The sequence below is a fragment of the Paramixta manurensis genome, assembly GCF_013285385.1.
In the GTDB taxonomy this organism is placed as follows: Bacteria; Pseudomonadota; Gammaproteobacteria; order Enterobacterales; family Enterobacteriaceae; genus Paramixta; species Paramixta manurensis.
Genome location: NZ_CP054212.1, coordinates 1,488,116 through 1,504,525, shown reverse-complemented (window position 1 = coordinate 1,504,525; position 16,410 = coordinate 1,488,116). Strand labels below are relative to the sequence as shown.

Annotated in this window: 17 protein-coding genes; 4 read left to right on the top strand and 13 right to left on the bottom strand. The window is 52.2% G+C overall.

What is annotated here, in order from left to right:
* Positions 1-79: 79 nt before the first annotated feature.
* The 10 genes from pxpA to seqA all read right to left on the bottom strand — a co-directional run bounded on the left by pxpA (position 80) and on the right by seqA (position 8,905).
* On the bottom strand, positions 80-817 hold the full coding sequence (gene pxpA, locus PMPD1_RS07350) for a 5-oxoprolinase subunit PxpA (protein ID WP_173633418.1): 738 nt from the start codon (positions 815-817) through the stop codon (positions 80-82).
* The gene (gene pxpC / locus PMPD1_RS07345) at positions 807-1,739 is read right to left on the bottom strand and encodes a 5-oxoprolinase subunit PxpC (RefSeq protein WP_173633417.1); all 933 of its coding nucleotides are present in this window, start codon (positions 1,737-1,739) and stop codon (positions 807-809) included. Before pxpC ends, pxpA begins: the two co-directional genes overlap by 11 nt.
* Positions 1,733-2,389, bottom strand: a complete 657-nt coding sequence (pxpB, locus tag PMPD1_RS07340; RefSeq protein WP_173633416.1) for a 5-oxoprolinase subunit PxpB — start codon at positions 2,387-2,389, stop codon at positions 1,733-1,735. The genes pxpC and pxpB overlap by 7 nt, the downstream gene beginning before the upstream one ends.
* A 131-nt stretch (positions 2,390-2,520) precedes the next feature.
* On the bottom strand, positions 2,521-3,264 hold the full coding sequence (locus PMPD1_RS07335) for a type 2 GTP cyclohydrolase I (RefSeq protein ID WP_173633415.1): 744 nt from the start codon (positions 3,262-3,264) through the stop codon (positions 2,521-2,523).
* 24 nt (positions 3,265-3,288) lie between these two features.
* Positions 3,289-4,716 (bottom strand): deoxyribodipyrimidine photo-lyase, encoded by a 1,428-nt coding sequence (phrB, locus tag PMPD1_RS07330; RefSeq protein ID WP_173633414.1) that lies wholly within the window; start codon positions 4,714-4,716, stop codon positions 3,289-3,291.
* An 18-nt stretch (positions 4,717-4,734) separates the two neighbouring features.
* Positions 4,735-5,688, bottom strand: a complete 954-nt coding sequence (locus tag PMPD1_RS07325) for a YbgA family protein (protein ID WP_173633413.1) — start codon at positions 5,686-5,688, stop codon at positions 4,735-4,737.
* Positions 5,689-5,856: 168 nt separating this feature from the next.
* Entirely contained in the window at positions 5,857-6,057 is a 201-nt protein-coding gene (locus PMPD1_RS07320; protein WP_173633412.1) for a YbfA family protein, read from the bottom strand.
* 202 nt (positions 6,058-6,259) lie between these two features.
* Positions 6,260-6,568, bottom strand: a complete 309-nt coding sequence (locus tag PMPD1_RS07315) for a DUF3861 domain-containing protein (RefSeq protein ID WP_173633411.1) — start codon at positions 6,566-6,568, stop codon at positions 6,260-6,262.
* 125 nt (positions 6,569-6,693) lie between these two features.
* Positions 6,694-8,334: a phosphoglucomutase (alpha-D-glucose-1,6-bisphosphate-dependent) gene (gene pgm, locus PMPD1_RS07310; RefSeq protein ID WP_173633410.1), complete on the bottom strand. Its 1,641-nt coding sequence runs from the start codon at positions 8,332-8,334 to the stop codon at positions 6,694-6,696.
* A 25-nt stretch (positions 8,335-8,359) separates the two neighbouring features.
* Positions 8,360-8,905 carry a replication initiation negative regulator SeqA gene (gene seqA / locus PMPD1_RS07305; RefSeq protein WP_173633409.1) on the bottom strand — a complete coding sequence of 182 codons (546 nt, stop codon included), beginning with the start codon at positions 8,903-8,905 and terminating at the stop codon, positions 8,360-8,362.
* A gap of 263 nt (positions 8,906-9,168) precedes the next feature.
* On the opposite strand from seqA, the gene ybfF reads away from it, so the two are divergent.
* The 4 genes from ybfF (at position 9,169) to fur (ending at position 11,866) form a co-directional block, all read left to right on the top strand.
* Positions 9,169-9,933, top strand: coding sequence for an esterase (gene ybfF, locus PMPD1_RS07300; protein ID WP_173633408.1), 765 nt, complete (start codon positions 9,169-9,171; stop codon positions 9,931-9,933).
* A gap of 166 nt (positions 9,934-10,099) precedes the next feature.
* Positions 10,100-10,381 (top strand): LexA regulated protein, encoded by a 282-nt coding sequence (gene ybfE, locus PMPD1_RS07295; RefSeq protein ID WP_173633407.1) that lies wholly within the window; start codon positions 10,100-10,102, stop codon positions 10,379-10,381.
* Positions 10,382-10,526: 145 nt separating this feature from the next.
* Entirely contained in the window at positions 10,527-11,057 is a 531-nt protein-coding gene (gene fldA / locus PMPD1_RS07290; protein ID WP_173633406.1) for a flavodoxin FldA, read from the top strand.
* A 365-nt stretch (positions 11,058-11,422) separates the two neighbouring features.
* The gene (gene fur / locus PMPD1_RS07285; RefSeq protein ID WP_173633405.1) at positions 11,423-11,866 is read left to right on the top strand and encodes a ferric iron uptake transcriptional regulator; all 444 of its coding nucleotides are present in this window, start codon (positions 11,423-11,425) and stop codon (positions 11,864-11,866) included.
* Positions 11,867-11,922: 56 nt separating this feature from the next.
* Here fur and PMPD1_RS07280 read toward each other — a convergent pair whose 3' ends face one another.
* From PMPD1_RS07280 to chiP, 3 genes are read right to left on the bottom strand one after another with little or no spacing between them, the layout of a single operon-like run.
* Positions 11,923-14,577, bottom strand: a complete 2,655-nt coding sequence (locus PMPD1_RS07280; RefSeq protein WP_173633404.1) for a beta-N-acetylhexosaminidase — start codon at positions 14,575-14,577, stop codon at positions 11,923-11,925.
* A 13-nt stretch (positions 14,578-14,590) separates the two neighbouring features.
* A complete protein-coding gene (chiQ, locus tag PMPD1_RS07275) occupies positions 14,591-14,791 on the bottom strand; it encodes a ChiQ/YbfN family lipoprotein (RefSeq protein ID WP_173633403.1) in 201 nt (66 codons plus the stop codon).
* Positions 14,792-14,841: 50 nt separating this feature from the next.
* Positions 14,842-16,245, bottom strand: coding sequence for a chitoporin ChiP (gene chiP, locus PMPD1_RS07270; protein WP_173633402.1), 1,404 nt, complete (start codon positions 16,243-16,245; stop codon positions 14,842-14,844).
* Positions 16,246-16,410 lie beyond the last annotated feature (165 nt).

Sequence of the window (16,410 nt, the reverse complement as noted above, 5' to 3'; positions counted from 1 at the left end):
GGGAGACGCCCACCAGACAACCGGGCGCCTCTATTTGTCATGCTATAGTTTGAATTATTGTCGGTGTAGTAAGCCTGTTTTAAGCGCTGGTCAGCGTAATATGCTGGCGGGAAAACGCCGCGCGCAACTGGCGGGCGAAATGTAGCGCGTGTGCGCCATCACCATGTAAACAGACGCTTTCTGCCTGGACTGCTACCCACTCGCCTTCCACACTCTTCACCCGTCCCTGCTGTACCATACTGAGTGTTTGCGCAATCGCCTGCTCATCATTTTCAATCAACGCGCCCGGCTGGCTACGCGGCACCAGCGTACCGTCACGCTGATAACCGCGATCGGCGAACACTTCTTGCCGCGTTGCCAGCCCCAACCGACGCGCCGCAAGCAGCGCCTGGCTGTTGGGTAGGCCAACCAAAATCAAACTGGCATCCACGGCTTTTACCGCCCGAGCGATGGCTTCAGCCAATTCCGCCTCTACGGCGGACTGGTTATATAACATGCCATGCGGTTTCACATGCGTCAGCTTACCGCCCTCACCTTCGGTGATCGCCTTCAACGCCCCAACCTGGTAGACAACCTGGGCATAGACGGTTTCCGCCGGTAATCGCATCGCGGTTCGACCAAAATTTTCACGATCGGGAAAAGCCGGGTGCGCGCCAATCGCCACACCGGCAGCCAGCGCCAGGCGAACCGATTGCAGCATGGTTTGTGCATCCCCGGCATGAAAACCGCAGGCGATATTGGCTGAGGTGACGAGCTGTAGCAGTGCTTCATCGTTGCCACAGCCTTCTCCCAAATCCGCATTCAAATCAATTTTCATGGTTCAACCCCCACACCATTTGATCGATAACCCGCTGCTGATGCTGCTTCGCCAACAAGGCCTCTTCCAGCGTGCAAGGCACAAAATGGATCGGATCACCGAGGCGAATTTGCGCCAGATGGTAAAGATCAGCCTCAATCACGCAGGCAATACGCGGATAACCGCCGGTGGTTTGCGCATCCGCCATCAGGACAATCGGCAACCCATTGTGAGGAACCTGCACCACGCCGGGTAATAAACCGTGTGATAACAATTCCCGATCGGTTTGACGCGTTAGTGGCCTGCCCTGGAGGCGATAGCCCATCCGATTACTTTGTGGGTTCAGCGTCCATGACGTGCGCCAAAAAGCCTCCTGGGAATCGCTACTGAACTCGTGATATTCCGGGCCGGGAAGCGCGCGCAGACGGTTACTCCATAACAACTGGCGCACACCGACAGGTCGCTGAAAACGTTGCGGTGCCTTGCGCAATGGAATGCGATCGCCATCGGCCAAATTGCGCCCATGAAAACCGCCAAAGCCTGCCCGTGTATCGGTGCTGAGCGAACCCAATTGCGCCGTTAGATCAAAGCCGCCATCAATCGCCAGATAGCTACGCATCCCGCGCCGCGGCATCGCTAATGTCAGCCGCTGGCCTCGTTTAACCGCGGTACGCCAGCCGGTCCAGACCGGCTTATCATCCAGTTTTGCCTGGCAGCCAGCACCGGTAAGCGCAATCCAGCCATCACGTTCAAACTCTGCGCAAAACTGACCAAGGGTGATTTCGAGCACCGCGCTATCGGGTGAATTGCCAACCAACAGATTGGCGGTTTTCATCGCCGGAACATCTAGCACGCCTGCCCCGCTGATCCCCAACGCCCGCCAGCCATGACGCCCTAAGTCCTGAATTGAGGTACTGATACCCGCACGGATAATGGTTAGCATACGCCCTCCTTTTGTGGCACAAAGCGTACGCTGTCACCGGGGCGTAATAAGGTGGGCGGTTGCTGCCGCACATCAAACAACCGGCGATCGGTGCGCCCAATCAATTGCCAACCGCCAGGCGACGCCAGCGGATAAATGCCGGTTTGGCTGCCGCCGATCCCCACCGAGCCGGCAACAATTTGGACGCGTGGTTCAGCACGGCGTGGCGTGTGCAGGCTGGTGTCCAGCCCTCCCAGATAAGGGAAACCCGGCTGGAAACCGATAAAATAAACGGTGTACTCGGTGGCCGAATGCCGTTCAACCACCTGCCGTTCTGAAAGCTGACAATGTTGCGCCACGACTGCCAGATCCGGGCCGGCTTCACCGCCGTAAATCACCGGAATCTCTATCTGGCGCGATTCGACGCTCACTTCTTCGCTCTCTTCCCACCAGCGTTGTAATTGCTCAATCGCATCTAACGCCAGCGCCTGTGGGTCACGCAGAACCACCGTGACATTATTCATGCCGGGAATCACTTCAATCACCTGCGGGTGGGCGCTTAACCGTGCGGTTAATCCCCAAATTCGCTGTTGACTGGCTAACAGAACCGGCGGCTCAAGCTCAAGCACGACCGCGCGCTCCCCTAACAGGTAACAACGTGCTCGTTGCAAAACGCACCTCCTGGTAACGAAAAAATACTAAGCTTATGAGTTATGCGTAAGTGACGGCAATGTGTCAACCGCTTTACCCTTGCTGTGTGGCGGGAGTATGGCTACGCGATGCTGCGTAGCCATAAAATGCGTTAGGCAGGATTTTCTATATCAATAAAGGTAACGTCAAAATCATAACTTTCCGCCAGCCAGGCGCCGAGTGCCTGGATACCGCCGCGCTCCGTCGCATGGTGCCCGGCGGCAAAGAAATGCAGCCCGTTTTCACGCGCGCTGTGAATGGTTTTTTCCGATACCTCGCCGGTAATAAACGCATCAACGCCGAATTCGGCGGCATCGTCGATAAACCCTTGCCCGCCGCCGGTACACCAAGCGACACGGCGGATCTGCTGCGGCGCATTATCACCGCAATGCAAGGGCGCTCTCCCTAAAAGGGTACCGATCCGTTGTGCCAGTTGCGGGCCGGTTAACGGCTCCGCCAACTCGCCCCACGGAACCAGCGGCATGATTTCGCCCTTAATGGAAATGGATAGCTGTTGCGCCAGGCGCGCGTTATTGCCTAACTGCGGATGCGCATCTAACGGCAGATGCCAGCCATAGAGATTAATGTCATTCGCCAGCAATGCCCGCAAGCGCTGGCGTTTCATGCCCTTGATCACCGGCGATTCGTTTTTCCAAAAATAGCCGTGGTGCACCATTACCGCATCAGCCTGCAGCCGAACCGCCTCATCTAATAACGCCTGACAGGCGGTTACGCCGGTAACAATTTTTTTCACCGACGCGCGGCCTTCAACCTGCAAACCATTCGGCGCGTAATCGCTAAACGCCGCCGTATTAAGCTGTTGGTTAACCAGCTTCTCTAACTCAAAATTATTCATGTCACCCTCATGCAGACGTGATAACTAGCGCTTACGTGCCGCCTCAAACGCTGCTAACGTTCGCTTGCGCGCCTCCTTATGTTCCACTATCGGCGGCGGATAATCGAGAGTCTTACCATTTTTCTTTGCCCACGCTTGTGGCGCGTGAATATCCCGGTCGGGTACCTCATGCAGTTCTGGCAGCCAGCGCCGGATAAATTCGCCGTGCTGATCAAAACGTTCCCCTTGGGTAGTGGGATTAAAAATACGGAACCACGGCGCGGCATCGGTCCCGGTTGAAGCTGACCACTGCCAACCTCCGTTATTCGCCGCCAGGTCGCCATCAATCAGGTGTGACATGAAATAACGTTCGCCGAGCCGCCAGTCGAGTAGCAGATCTTTAACCAGAAAACTGGCGGTAACCATACGCAGACGGTTATGCATCCAGCCGGTAGCATTAAGCTGACGCATTGCCGCATCAACTATTGGGTAACCGGTTTTGCCCTGTTGCCAGGCTTCTAGCGGAGTTTTATCGCTTTCCCATGCGACGCCATCGGTCCAGTCAACAAAAGGTTGGTGACGACACAACGCTGGCCAGGCCACCAGTAAATGCCGATAAAACTCCCGCCAAATTAGCTCATTAAGCCAGACTGCCGCCCCGCCTTCGCCCCCTAGCGCATGGGGATGTTCTGCCAGTAAACGGTTCAGACACTGGCGGGGCGATAAGGTGCCGACCGCCAAACAGACCGAAAGACGGCTGGTTCCCTCCCTCGCTGGCAGATCGCGCTGCTGTGAATAGTCTGCAACCGGTTGGTGACAAAAGCGACGTAACTGCTTTAGTACCGCCTCTTCGCCAACCGGAAACAGAGCAGGATCAAAGGCCTCGCGTGGGTAATCAAACGGATGGAGCGCGGGAGTGTGTTTCAATGCTTGCGGGGTGCGTTTGCCGGGTGCCGGAAAGCATTCTGGCGTGTGATCGCGCAGGCGCTTTAAAAACGCCTTACTAAACGGGGTAAAAACCTTATACATCTCACCGTTGCCGGTGCGTATGCTGCCTGGTGCGAGCAATACGCTGTCGTCAAACCCCTGAACCTCGATCTTCATGCGATCTAACGCTTTTTCCGCCGCGGCGTCGCGCTCCCGTTCATTTAACTCATATTGATAATTGTAAAACAGCGCGCTGACATGGTGTTGCTGACAAAAGGTCTGAAGGTACGCCACCGACGCGTGAAAATCCTCACACTGATGGTAGTGTAAGGCGATACCTCGCGCGGCGAGCGCCTGCTGTAGTGCTTGCAGGCTGTGCCAAATGTAGTCAGCCTGGCGTGGCGACATAGCATGTTGTCGCCATTGGCCGGGAGTAGCGATAAACAGTGCCAGAACCTGCGCGTTTGGATCGCGGCAGGCGGCATACAGCGCAGTATTATCATGCAGACGTAAATCATTACGCAGCCAAACCAAATGCGTTGCCATTCTCCCCTCGCCGTTGTTTTAATAACCGTAACGCAAACGGAGCGCTTCCGGGTAGGGTTCAAAGTAGCGCTGTTGTGCCAGCCACGTATTCGGCCAGGACGCCATGTAGTGTTTCAATAAAGTAATAGGCGCTAATAGCGGCTGCACGCCACGCCGGTAGCGATCAATCAGCGAGGCCAGTTCCTGACGTTGCGGGCTGCTTAATTGCTGACGGAAATAACCCTGTACATGCATTAAAACATTGGTGTGATTGGTACGGCTTGCCGGATGCGCCAACAGGTGCATCAGACGTAAGCGATATTCGGCGGCAAACTCTTCCAGCGATGACCACTGCGCCATTTGCGCCACGAAGCGCCCCAGTTCGCGGTACTCGCTCTGGGAGTGGGCAAGCAATAATAGCTTGTAACGCGTATGGAATGCCGTCAACGTATGGCGTGTCAAACCCGCACGCCATAACTGATTAAATTCATGTAAGGCGTAGATGCGCCCGACAAAGTTCTCCCGTAACGCGTCATCATGCAAGCGTCCATCCTCTTCCATCGGCAGCCAGGGCATTTCGTCACGCAGGGCCGCCGCAAACAAGCCAGTACCCTGTTTACGATTATTGCGCCCATCCGCTGAATAAACCCGCACTCGCTCCATGCCGCAACTGGGGGATTTCGCGCATAAGATATAGCCGCAAAGGTGATGTAAAGTCGCGACTTTACCACGCGCATATTGTTGCATTTCGGTAGTGACTGACTCACCGCCCTCTTTGCTGAAACAGAGCACAGTGTCATCGCCCTGCTCAACAAGGCGTAACGCCGGGCGCGGCGTTGGCAACCCGATAGCCATTTCAGGACAGATGGGTTGATAGTGTACGTAAGGCGCCAGCTCGTCGGTCGCGAAAACTGACCGTTTATGCCCACCATCAAACCTTACGCTTTCGCCTAGCAAACAGGCGCTAATTCCTACCGGGATTTTTTCACTCATATCTATACAACCATAAAATTATTGTACAAGTTTAGTGTAGTGCAAAATCCTGAAAAATGCAGCAGTGTTAAGCTGTCGATTATGGTGAGATGTGGTGCGCGGCAACGTGGTTTTATAATCATAAAAAAACCGCCCTGTAGGGCGGTGTATTGGCTAAGTCATGGCGTGCTAGTAAAAATCCCCGCCGACAGCTTCAGTTTGGGCCAACCAGACCGGTTTGGTACTGGTTTTACTCCAGATACGATGCAGATAGCTATAAAAGCGCGCACGATCGGCGCGGAATACCATCACGGGTAACGCCAGCAGCCCGACCAGCACCACCGCGACACGGCGCAGGATAATTTTCTGTAAAGGATAGTGTTGATACATCGCCTGGCCCTCCTCCAATATTCATAATGGCGTACCGAAGTAATCTGTGCACAATATTACGCCTTTCTGTGTAATTTTACTACTCATCCGACCACTGAATTGAGCAAAAAGAAGCCGTTTTTACTGATAATGATGTAATCAAGTTACACTACTGTTAATTAACAACGCCGGAAATGTTAAAGGAGAACCACGCGCTAGCCTACTATGACGGTTTTTCTGCGGTGCCTTTTTTCAGCCCTACCATAAATTCACGGAACGCATCGCGCAGCGGCGTGAAAACCGGATGTTTACGGTTCTCTAGCATCACTTCAGAAAAGAGTTTTAATCCCACGCCGAAGGCGGCGGAATCATCTGCGCCAAAATCAAGATCTTCACGCTGACGAAGTCTTTCGACGATCGCCAAAATATCGTCGTGATTTTCTACCTCAAACTGAAGTGCGGGTTTATCTACCGCCTCCCCTTTACGATCGCTCAGAGCTTCAACGGTAATACGAAAACGATGTCCGGGCATGGAGCCTCCTCATAAGCAAATAAAGGCAGGCATTATAACGAGAATGATTATTATTACGTGGATAACCGTGCGCATAAAAAAAGCGCCGATCGCTCGACGCTTTCAATTTGCTGTTAGTGCTGAAATTAGGCGTTTTTCAACACTTCACTGACGATTTCTACCGCTTCCTTTTCAATTTTTTCGCGATGTTCCGCACCAAGGAAACTTTCACAGTAAATCTTGTAAGCGTCCTCGGTACCTGACGGACGCGCGGCAAACCATCCATTCTTCGTCATCACTTTCAGGCCGCCAATCGAAGCGCCATTACCCGGTGCCGCGGTTAAGCGAGCGGTAATCGGATCGCCTGCCAGCGTATCTGCACTGACCATTTCCGGAGAAAGTTTTGATAATGCGGCTTTTTGCGCCGAGGTGGCCGATGCCTGCAAACGGTTGTAACTTGGCGCGCCAAACCGTGCGGCCAACTCATCATAGTGCTGCTGTGGGTTTTTACCGGTGACGGCGGTAATTTCCGCAGCCAACAGACAGAGGATGATGCCGTCTTTATCGGTTGACCATGGCGTACCATCAAACCGCAGGAAAGAGGCGCCAGCGCTCTCTTCACCGCCAAAACCAAAGCTGCCGTCAAACAACCCGTCAACAAACCATTTAAAGCCAACCGGCACTTCCACCAGCTTACGACCAATATCTTCAACCACCCGGTCAATCATTGCGCTGGAAACTAATGTTTTCCCTACCGCAACCTCTTTGCCCCACTGCGGACGATGCTGGAAAAGATAATTAATTGCCACCGCCAGATAGTGGTTAGGGTTCATCAACCCTGCCGGCGTCACAATGCCATGACGGTCATAATCCGGATCATTAGCAAAGGCCAGATCAAACTTGTCGCGCAGCGCCAGCAAACCCGCCATTGCACACTCGGAGGAGCAATCCATCCGGATCGCGCCATCTTTGTCCAGATGCATAAAGCGGAAGGTTTGATCAACCTCGTCATTAACGATGGTGAGATCTAACTGGTAGAATTCTGCGATGCGATGCCAGTAAGCAATACCGGACCCACCGAGCGGATCGACACCGATCTTCAAACCTGCTTTTTGAATGGCAGGAATATCGATCACCTGCGCCAACCCTTCAACATACGGCTGAATCAAATCCTGCTCACGGATATGGCCGCTGGCCCACGCCGCATCCAGCGTCAGGCGCTTCACCTCTTGCAGACCATTCTTGATCAATTGATTCGCACGGTCTTCCACCACTTTTGTGACGTTAGTATCCGCGGGCCCGCCATTCGGCGGATTGTACTTGATCCCGCCATCATCCGGCGGATTATGGGAAGGCGTGATCACAATACCGTCAGCCTGTGCCTGCCCTTTCTTATTGTGCTCAAGAATTGCGTTAGAGATCGCAGGCGTTGGCGTATAACCATTATCCTGCTGAACGATCACATCCACGCCGTTTGCCGCCAGCACTTCCAACACCGAAATAATCGCCGGTTCAGACAGCGCATGCGTGTCTTTACCTACATAGCACGGGCCGGTAATGCCGTTCTTTTTGCGCTCTTCGGCAATCGCCTGTGCGATCGCCAGAATGTGCGTTTCATTGAAACTGTGACGCGCCGAACTGCCGCGATGGCCTGAGGTGCCAAACTTCACCGCATGTTCTGCATTCGCCAAATCGGGCTGTAGAACGTAATACTGTGACGTTAACTGTGCAACGTTAATTAAATCGCTCTGACGGGCGGGCTGCCCGGCACGGGGGTGATTGGCCATTGGCGCTTCTCCCTGACGCTTCGGTTTAAATGGTGCCGCAAACCTTGTCTGCCAGTTCCTGCGGGAACTGCATTGACAGCATAATATGTTCGATCATGCTGCATTTGCGGCCTGTGTTGGTATTGGTAATTACCCAGTACGGCGTGCCGGGAACATGCTTCGGCTTAGTATGGGTGCCATTCTGCACTAACGTCTGCTGATCGCCGGCAAAATAGACGCGCGTGCGCCCTTGTAAAGAGGCGGTAGCTTCAGCAAACGCTTTTGGATCGATACGATATAAAGTCGATAAAATCAGCATAAAGCGATTTACCGCTTTTTTCTGTTCCGCATACTCGTCAGAAAGCAGCAACTCACGCACGGCGCGCACGCTATTTTGCGGATTCACCTCGTTTTTCACTGCAACCGACGGTTTAGCTGCGGAATTCGCCGCGCCGGGCGCCGCGGCTGGCATCGTTTGGCCGGCGGTAAATTTCAGCATCCGGCGCAAAATATCCGAGGCGCTTTCACCAATATGCTGAGTGTGGCTGGCAATATAACGGTAGAGCTCTTCGTCGACTTCAATCGTTTTCATCTTTATCCGTACGGTTATTACTAGTGGCAGAACCGATCACACTCTGTTGCGGCATTAACAAAAAAAACCGGTACACATTGTGATCGCGTTCTAACATAAGGATTATAAAGTTAAATCCAGCAGGTCGATAGCATCAGTCGCCGCCGTCGGCAAAAGTCAGAATATGCCGCAAAAAAACGCCGACCGCCATCAGTATGCCGGGCTGCTGACCAAGTGAAAACCATGATAACCTAAGCTTTCCTCACAACTGTAAGAACTTTGCCATGATTTTGAATGCTCGCCTGCAAACTGAACAATCTCCTGCCGATGCTACCCCCGTTTTATTGATTCACGGTCTGTTTGGTAGCCTGGATAACCTTGGCGGTATCGCCCGTGGGCTAAAAGCTGAACACCCCATTATACAGGTGGATGTCCGTAACCACGGTTTATCTGGCCGGGCGGAAGAGATGTCTTATGCGGTAATGGCACAGGATATGTTGGCAACGCTTGATGAACAGGGCATCAATCGTGTAACGGTGATTGGTCACTCAATGGGGGGAAAAATCGCCATGGCGATGACCGCACTGGCGCCCGACCGTCTTGAGCAGTTGGTATTAATTGATATTGCGCCGGTGGATTATCAGACGCGTCGCCATGATGCAATCTTTGCGGGCGTGAATGCCGTAACGGCGGCGGGTATCACCTCACGCAGTCAGGCGGCAGAGAAAATGCGCGAGCATATAGAAGAAGAAGGGATTATTCAGTTTTTACTGAAGTCCTTCCATGAAGGAGAGTGGCGTTTTAACGTACCGGCGCTTTGGAACAACTACCCGAGCCTTTCCGGTTGGGAACCGATCCCGGCCTGGCCGCACCCGGCCCTGTTCATCCGCGGCGGCAATTCGCCCTACCTCGATGATAGCCACCGTTCCGCATTATTAAGCCAGTTTCCGCAGGCAAAAGCGCATGTTATTGCCGGTGCCGGTCACTGGGTTCACGCAGAGAAACCGGATGCGGTTTTGCGCGCCATCCAACGTTTTTTAACCGTTTAATAGCAAAGTGTTATTGAAACTGTGAAATGTTTGTCGCAACGACTTTTGCCAGGGTATGATGGCGCGCTAAAATTTTGCCGCCTTTATTTCGGCAGCAAACCGGCTCATTTAGTCACAATCCGCGCAACAACAGGCGCGCGGTCTGGCCAGTATCACTATCTATTCTATGGCAAAAGAACAAACGGATCGCACCACGCCAGACTTGTTCGCAGATGAACGTCGGCCTGGGCGCCCTAAAACCAATCCGCTCACGCGTGATGAGCAGCTACGAATCAATAAGCGTAATCAGTTAAAGCGTGACAAAGTACGCGGCTTACGCCGTGTCGAACTGAAAATGAATCATGAAGCGGTGGACGCGTTAAATTCACTCGCCGAACAACGTAATATGAGCCGCAGCGAATTGATTGAAGAGATGATTTTAGCGCAGCTACAGGTTACCGACGCATAACCGCCGCCGGATGGCGTAATCGCACAAAGCGACAAATGCAGCGGCTTTACAAGTTCCGCGCCCACGCTCTGTCTGCTATTATTGCCGATAACTGCGTACCAATAGCAATCACCATATTTTTAAGTTTCAAGAGGTTATTAAACTCATGGCAATCGTAGGCATTTTCTTTGGCAGCGATACGGGCAACACGGAAAACATTGCAAAAATGATCCAGAAGCAACTCGGCAAAGACGTTGCCGACGTGCATGACATCGCCAAGAGCAGCAAAGAAGATCTTGAAGCCTTTGATATTTTACTACTGGGTATTCCAACCTGGTATTATGGCGAAGCCCAGTGTGATTGGGATGATTTCTTCCCAACGCTTGAAGAAATTGACTTTAACGGCAAGTTGGTCGCGCTGTTTGGCTGTGGCGATCAGGAGGATTACGCTGAATACTTCTGTGACGCGATGGGGACTATCCGCGACATTATTGAGCCGAACGGTGCGGTAATTGTCGGCCACTGGCCTACCGAGGGTTACCATTTTGAAGCGTCAAAAGGGTTGGCGGATGATAAACACTTCCTCGGCCTCGCGATTGATGAAGATCGTCAGCCTGAATTGACCAATGAACGCGTTGACGCGTGGGTAAAACAGATTTTTAACGAGCTTCATTTGAAAGAAATCATCGAAGCGTAACGTTAAGCGTTCAATGTGGGCGCTGGCTCACATTGAATGTGTGGTTTTTCCTATAGAAATAATAGATACATATTTGTAACTTTTGGCCTCAGATCTGTAGAATATCTCCATCGGTCAATCCGCTTTCTCATCTGTTAGAGGTAAGGATGAGCTTAAGCGAAATGTTAACGCGGCATAATACAGGCATGAACTTCTCAGGACGTAGCGATACTTCTCCTTACATCCATTAGCGGTTTCACGCTTACCCTACTGTTTTCATTTCGGTTCATCAGTTCTATAATGAGACGCAATTAGATTCAGCGTCGACCGATGTTCAGGGCTTTTCAGCCACATAGTGACTAGCAAAGTAACAGGACAATATCCGCATGACTGACAACAATACCGCATTAAAGAAGGCCGGCCTGAAAGTCACGCTTCCTCGCTTGAAGATTCTGGAAGTGCTTCAGGAACCAGAGAGCCATCATGTCAGTGCGGAAGATTTGTATAAGCGCCTGATTGATATGGGCGAAGAGATCGGTCTGGCTACGGTTTATCGCGTTCTGAACCAGTTTGATGACGCGGGTATCGTAACCCGGCATAACTTCGAAGGCGGCAAGTCCGTGTTCGAACTCACTCAACAACATCATCACGATCACCTTATTTGCCTGGATTGTGGCAAGGTCATCGAATTTAGTGATGAATCTATCGAATCTCGTCAGCGTGAGATCGCCACGCGTCATGGCATTAAATTGACCAACCACAGTCTTTATCTCTATGGACATTGTGCGTTGGGCGATTGCCGTGAAGACGAAACACTTCACGATCAGTAATCTGTTTTCTGCCATAAAAAACCGGTGCCATGATGCACCGGTTTTTTTGTGGTTAATTAAAGCGCTTCTACGCGACTGACGCGTTTACCATCCGGGCTGACGGAGCGAACTGAAACTTTCCCGCTCACATTTGGCCGTGAGCCGTTGTCATACCGCTGCCAGCTTTTTCCCTCATCCAGGCTGTATTCAATCGTTAATCCCGGCAGCGCCAGGTTCGCTTCGAGAACGCCGTTGACAATACGCGCGCCCGGCACCGGAAGACGGTAAGACACGCCGGCAAGATCGAGCTTCGCCAGCTCACGTTGCCCTAACAGATTGGCAAAACGCTGCCAGTCAGTGAGTAATGCCTGGCTATCCACATAACGCGTTTCGCCGCCGACATACTCTTTCCCTGCCTGATAATCCTGTTCCCAGGATGCCCGATGCCAGCCACGCTCGGCAGCAGTGAAGAGACGCGGAAAAATCATATACTCCATATTACTGTCTGTGCGCACCGTCTCACTCCATAACTGAGCTGAAATACCATAAGCGCCAAGCCAGGCTTTATCTGATTTTGCACTAAACGTATTCCCGTCGCGATCAACAGAGGTTTCGGCATTTTGCGGCAAATTATTCGGTGCGAAGGAGAACATTTTACGCTCATCGGTAAAACGCGTTCCCCAGTAATAACCGCGCTCTAGCGGGTTAACCTCCGAAGGGAAATCCATATAGAGGTAATCCGGGTTGGAAAGCACCACTTGGTAACCTTTGTTTGCCCAATCATTAGCGGTGTCAAAGCCTCCCCAATAGAGCGTGTCCCAAAAATTCACTCTGACCTGCGCAGTAGAAAAAGCGCCTGCATCTTTGGCATCTTTCAGGCCATCCTGCCAGGCCTGCATGCTGTCGATACCGTGCGCTTTCACCAACTTGCTGACTTTTAATGCAAAAGAACTGGGAAGATGCGCCAGATCGCTAACTTTCCCCTCGCTAATCAATTTTTGACATGCCAGAGATTTAGCCCATGGCTTATCTTCTTCATCCATCGTTCGTAGCCCGGTTCCCGTCACCGGTTTAGCGCGGTCGGAATATCCGGCGCCGAGCCGAATATTTTTCGCTTCGTCTCCACCAAAGTGCCAGGTTTTAAGCGGCTGACCAGCTGCAAGATGCATCGCCTGTATTTCACTAATGACTTTATCGGTAAAACGGAGAGAAGAGTCGAGACAAGGATTGAGGTAGCTGGTGCGATCGTACAATTGCACCGAGGTGGTGTTGGAACTATCCGTGGGATCGACCAGTCGGTATTCCGACGCTGCACTGGCGTCCCCCTTTTCCATTAGGCGATGATAGCGTGCCTCCATTGAAACCACCGCCGCACGCGCGTGCGCGGGCATATCCACTTCCGGAATCACCTCGATATTACGCGCCGCGGCATATTTCACGATTTCAATATAATCGGCACGGCTAAAAAAACCGCTACCGTTATTATTGCTAAATGGGCCGGAACCTAGCTGCGGCAGCAAACAATGCTGCTCGCTCAGATCATGGCACCGCCTGGCGCCCACGCCGGTCAACTCAGGTAACCCAGCGATTTCGACACGCCAACCCTCATCATCGGTCAAGTGGAAGTGGAATTTGTTCATTTTCCACGCAGCCATTTGATCAAGCATACGCAGCACCGCCGCTTTGCTATGGAAATTTCTCGCCACATCTAAAAACGCGCCGCGATAAGCAAAACGGGGGGCATCGGTTACCGCAAGCGTAGCTATTTTACCCTCGCCGCTAGCGGGCAGCAGCGAAAGGATAGACTGCAAACCATAAAACACACCGCTCCGATCATACCCTGTCACGTCGGCCTTTGCTTTGCCGATAGTTAACCGATACCCGCCGGAAACGCTTGCCGCTTTGTCTAATGCCCCGGCATTAATTCGAGCGATAATCGGATAGCCATTCGGCTGCTCTTTAATTCCCAACAGGCGAAAACGTTGCCGGATGGCCTCCGCTTGCGCATCCGGCAAGCCGGATAGATCCAACTTAATGCCTGCGGAAAGGTCGGCATCTTCAGCGAAAACCTGTGCCTGGATTGGCGTGGGAACAATTTGCCCGCGCAAAGATGCCGGTGTCAGTAAAGAGAGGTCGCTATTTTTTTCAAAGCGGCTTGTTGCTGTCATCAGAACATTTTTATCCTCTACGGTACGTTTCCACTGCGTGCCGAAAGGGGCGACGAAAGCCGTCAAATCTTCAGTATCGGTACTGGTGATCATTTTCGGTTGCGCCTCACCGGACGTGACATACCAGCGCGGCATTATATCGGTAATAAAGAGCTGCCAATATTCATTAACGATTGGGATTTCAACCGATTCGTGTGCGGCGAAACCGGTAAATTTATCCGTCGGTTCGAGACGTGTTAAGTCCCCGACAATGTGTACCATGCGGAACCGTTCGTCTTCGACTTTAAGCGTTTGGTGAACATTGGACATATAGATAGCCCAATCGTTACTGGTTACCGCCTCCCCCGGATTAGTGAGCGTAATTGTCGCCCGATTACAGGAAGCCCAATCTGCGCCAAGCGCCGCACAATCGACGCCATGCTGCGCGGCGTGGTTATCCGTCACCGCATATTTCACGCCGAAGCGACTGATTTGATCAACAACTTGCTGGTCCGCTCGCGCGGCGTGATTGCCCATTACCACCAGCAGCGTGCTGGCGAGAAAGCTCGGGGTAAACCTGTTCATAGACACTCCTTGTTTATTCGTGATCCGTTGGTGCTATTTCATGCTGAAGTTTGCCGCAGCGTGTTTCAATCACATCCCCACCGCCCATTTTTTCCGCATCCAGACAACGCTGATAGTCTATTGATGGCACCGTTTCAGTGGTCGATACCGGGCCGCTCTGCACACAGGCACAAAGCGACATCATGCTGATTACAAGGGGAAATATTTTTTTCATTTCACTAATCCGGTTGTGGTTTACAGACAGCCCTCCGGCCGCCGGGTGAATCAAAACAGCGTGAACGGTGCGATGACCATAAATTTCACGTCCTTTTCGTCCTGAAAAATATTGCCGTAACCGCCTCCCCAACTGGGGATATCGGTATGGTTGTCATAACGGGTAAAGTGCAACTTGAATAGGGTGCCTTTAGCGCGGCCTTGCTGCACCGTATACAGCAAATCCAGGTTCCAGGCCGACTCACGTAAACGGGTATGTTGGTCATAACCTGGATTATTGGCGGGTTTGGCACCCCAACCATATGCCCACGAAGCGCCTAGCGACACGCCCGGCAAGCTCCAGCCTACCAGGTCATACAACACACCGGCGAACACGGCTTTTTCGCCATTTGCATTCCAGTCGGAACGTGAATCCCACCAAATGTCCAGCCGACCGTTGGAGGTGGCGTAGCCTGGCGTCATACGTTGCAGAAAAAACCCCTGATTACCTTCCGCTTTCACCCATGTTCCTTCCACCCGGAAATCAAAAGGCCCGTGGGTATAACCAAAGGTCAACGCCTGCAACCAGGCTAAACCGTCATACACGTCATTAGCGTTGGAGACGCCGCCGTGTTGTTTATCTTGTGCGCCGTAAAACTGATAGCTGGTACGCAAATCATGACCGGCCAGTGAGAATGCATTGGAAATTTTCGCGAAATATTGGTCCATATAACTTTCGGCTTGCCCGAATGCCGCTTCCAACACCAGGTCATGACCAAAATCATACTTAGCGCCAATAGAGTGCAAATAACTAATGCCGGTTACCCCGTCGGCCTGGCGAAAGTTATACATATTGCGATACCACGGCGCTTTATATTCATCCGCCCACATATACGACAGAGAAAGCACCCCGGCATCGCCAAAATCGTGTGACAGGCCGGTTTCAAAACCACGATAACTGCCCGGTAAAAAGCTCCAGTGCGGCGCTAGTAAGGTTTGACCGGTTGGCTGGAGATAACCTCCACGCAGCCAATAGTCGCCAACATGAAATTTTATTGCCGCTTTATAGATGCTGGCGCCGTTTTTATCACCGCGCCAACGCTCATCCCACCGTGTTTTTGATTCGCTAAAACCAATCTCATTGGGCGCGGCTGGCCCATGACTAGACAACTCAAGTGCGCCAAAGGCGGCCAAATCCAGCCCCACCAAGTCACCGGCAAAACCGGAACTAAAGTCCAGACTCCCGTTAAACGTCGAATGATGAAGATTGGTCTGATATTGACCGTAATCTTTACTGCCCGGATCCTTATCTTTACGCTCTCGCTGTCGCTGCCAGTAGTAGATGCCACCGTTGAGCGACGCATCGTCAATAAACCCCTCTGCCCGCGCCTCCGGCATGCATGACATCCCGGAGAAAGCGCTAATGCCGATAATCGCCAGCCCTGATGTTTTCCGTATCCCCTGTAACCTCGCCATAAAATCCCTCTTTGCTCCATGCTTAACCACACCCCTTGCGGCTAATCTTCATCAGAATCCTATTTTTCGCGTCGCGAATTATCAATATTATTGTCTATTTTTAACACAGTTTTATGATGGGGCGCACATAACGCGATTAACCATAAAAATCATAATTATTAGCAA

What these genes read in the sequence shown, in the direction of transcription:
- pxpA (WP_173633418.1), bottom strand. Translation starts at nt 817, where the DNA reads ATGAAAATTGATTTGAATGCGGATTTGGGAGAAGGCTGTGGCAACGAT.
- pxpC (WP_173633417.1), bottom strand. Translation starts at nt 1,739, where the DNA reads ATGCTAACCATTATCCGTGCGGGTATCAGTACCTCAATTCAGGACTTA.
- PMPD1_RS07335 (WP_173633415.1), bottom strand. Translation starts at nt 3,264, where the DNA reads ATGAATAATTTTGAGTTAGAGAAGCTGGTTAACCAACAGCTTAATACG.
- phrB (WP_173633414.1), bottom strand. Translation starts at nt 4,716, where the DNA reads ATGGCAACGCATTTGGTTTGGCTGCGTAATGATTTACGTCTGCATGAT.
- PMPD1_RS07325 (WP_173633413.1), bottom strand. Translation starts at nt 5,688, where the DNA reads ATGAGTGAAAAAATCCCGGTAGGAATTAGCGCCTGTTTGCTAGGCGAA.
- PMPD1_RS07320 (WP_173633412.1), bottom strand. Translation starts at nt 6,057, where the DNA reads ATGTATCAACACTATCCTTTACAGAAAATTATCCTGCGCCGTGTCGCG.
- PMPD1_RS07315 (WP_173633411.1), bottom strand. Translation starts at nt 6,568, where the DNA reads ATGCCCGGACATCGTTTTCGTATTACCGTTGAAGCTCTGAGCGATCGT.
- pgm (WP_173633410.1), bottom strand. Translation starts at nt 8,334, where the DNA reads ATGGCCAATCACCCCCGTGCCGGGCAGCCCGCCCGTCAGAGCGATTTA.
- seqA (WP_173633409.1), bottom strand. Translation starts at nt 8,905, where the DNA reads ATGAAAACGATTGAAGTCGACGAAGAGCTCTACCGTTATATTGCCAGC.
- ybfF (WP_173633408.1), top strand. Translation starts at nt 9,169, where the DNA reads ATGATTTTGAATGCTCGCCTGCAAACTGAACAATCTCCTGCCGATGCT.
- ybfE (WP_173633407.1), top strand. Translation starts at nt 10,100, where the DNA reads ATGGCAAAAGAACAAACGGATCGCACCACGCCAGACTTGTTCGCAGAT.
- fldA (WP_173633406.1), top strand. Translation starts at nt 10,527, where the DNA reads ATGGCAATCGTAGGCATTTTCTTTGGCAGCGATACGGGCAACACGGAA.
- fur (WP_173633405.1), top strand. Translation starts at nt 11,423, where the DNA reads ATGACTGACAACAATACCGCATTAAAGAAGGCCGGCCTGAAAGTCACG.
- PMPD1_RS07280 (WP_173633404.1), bottom strand. Translation starts at nt 14,577, where the DNA reads ATGAACAGGTTTACCCCGAGCTTTCTCGCCAGCACGCTGCTGGTGGTA.
- chiQ (WP_173633403.1), bottom strand. Translation starts at nt 14,791, where the DNA reads ATGAAAAAAATATTTCCCCTTGTAATCAGCATGATGTCGCTTTGTGCC.
- chiP (WP_173633402.1), bottom strand. Translation starts at nt 16,245, where the DNA reads ATGGCGAGGTTACAGGGGATACGGAAAACATCAGGGCTGGCGATTATC.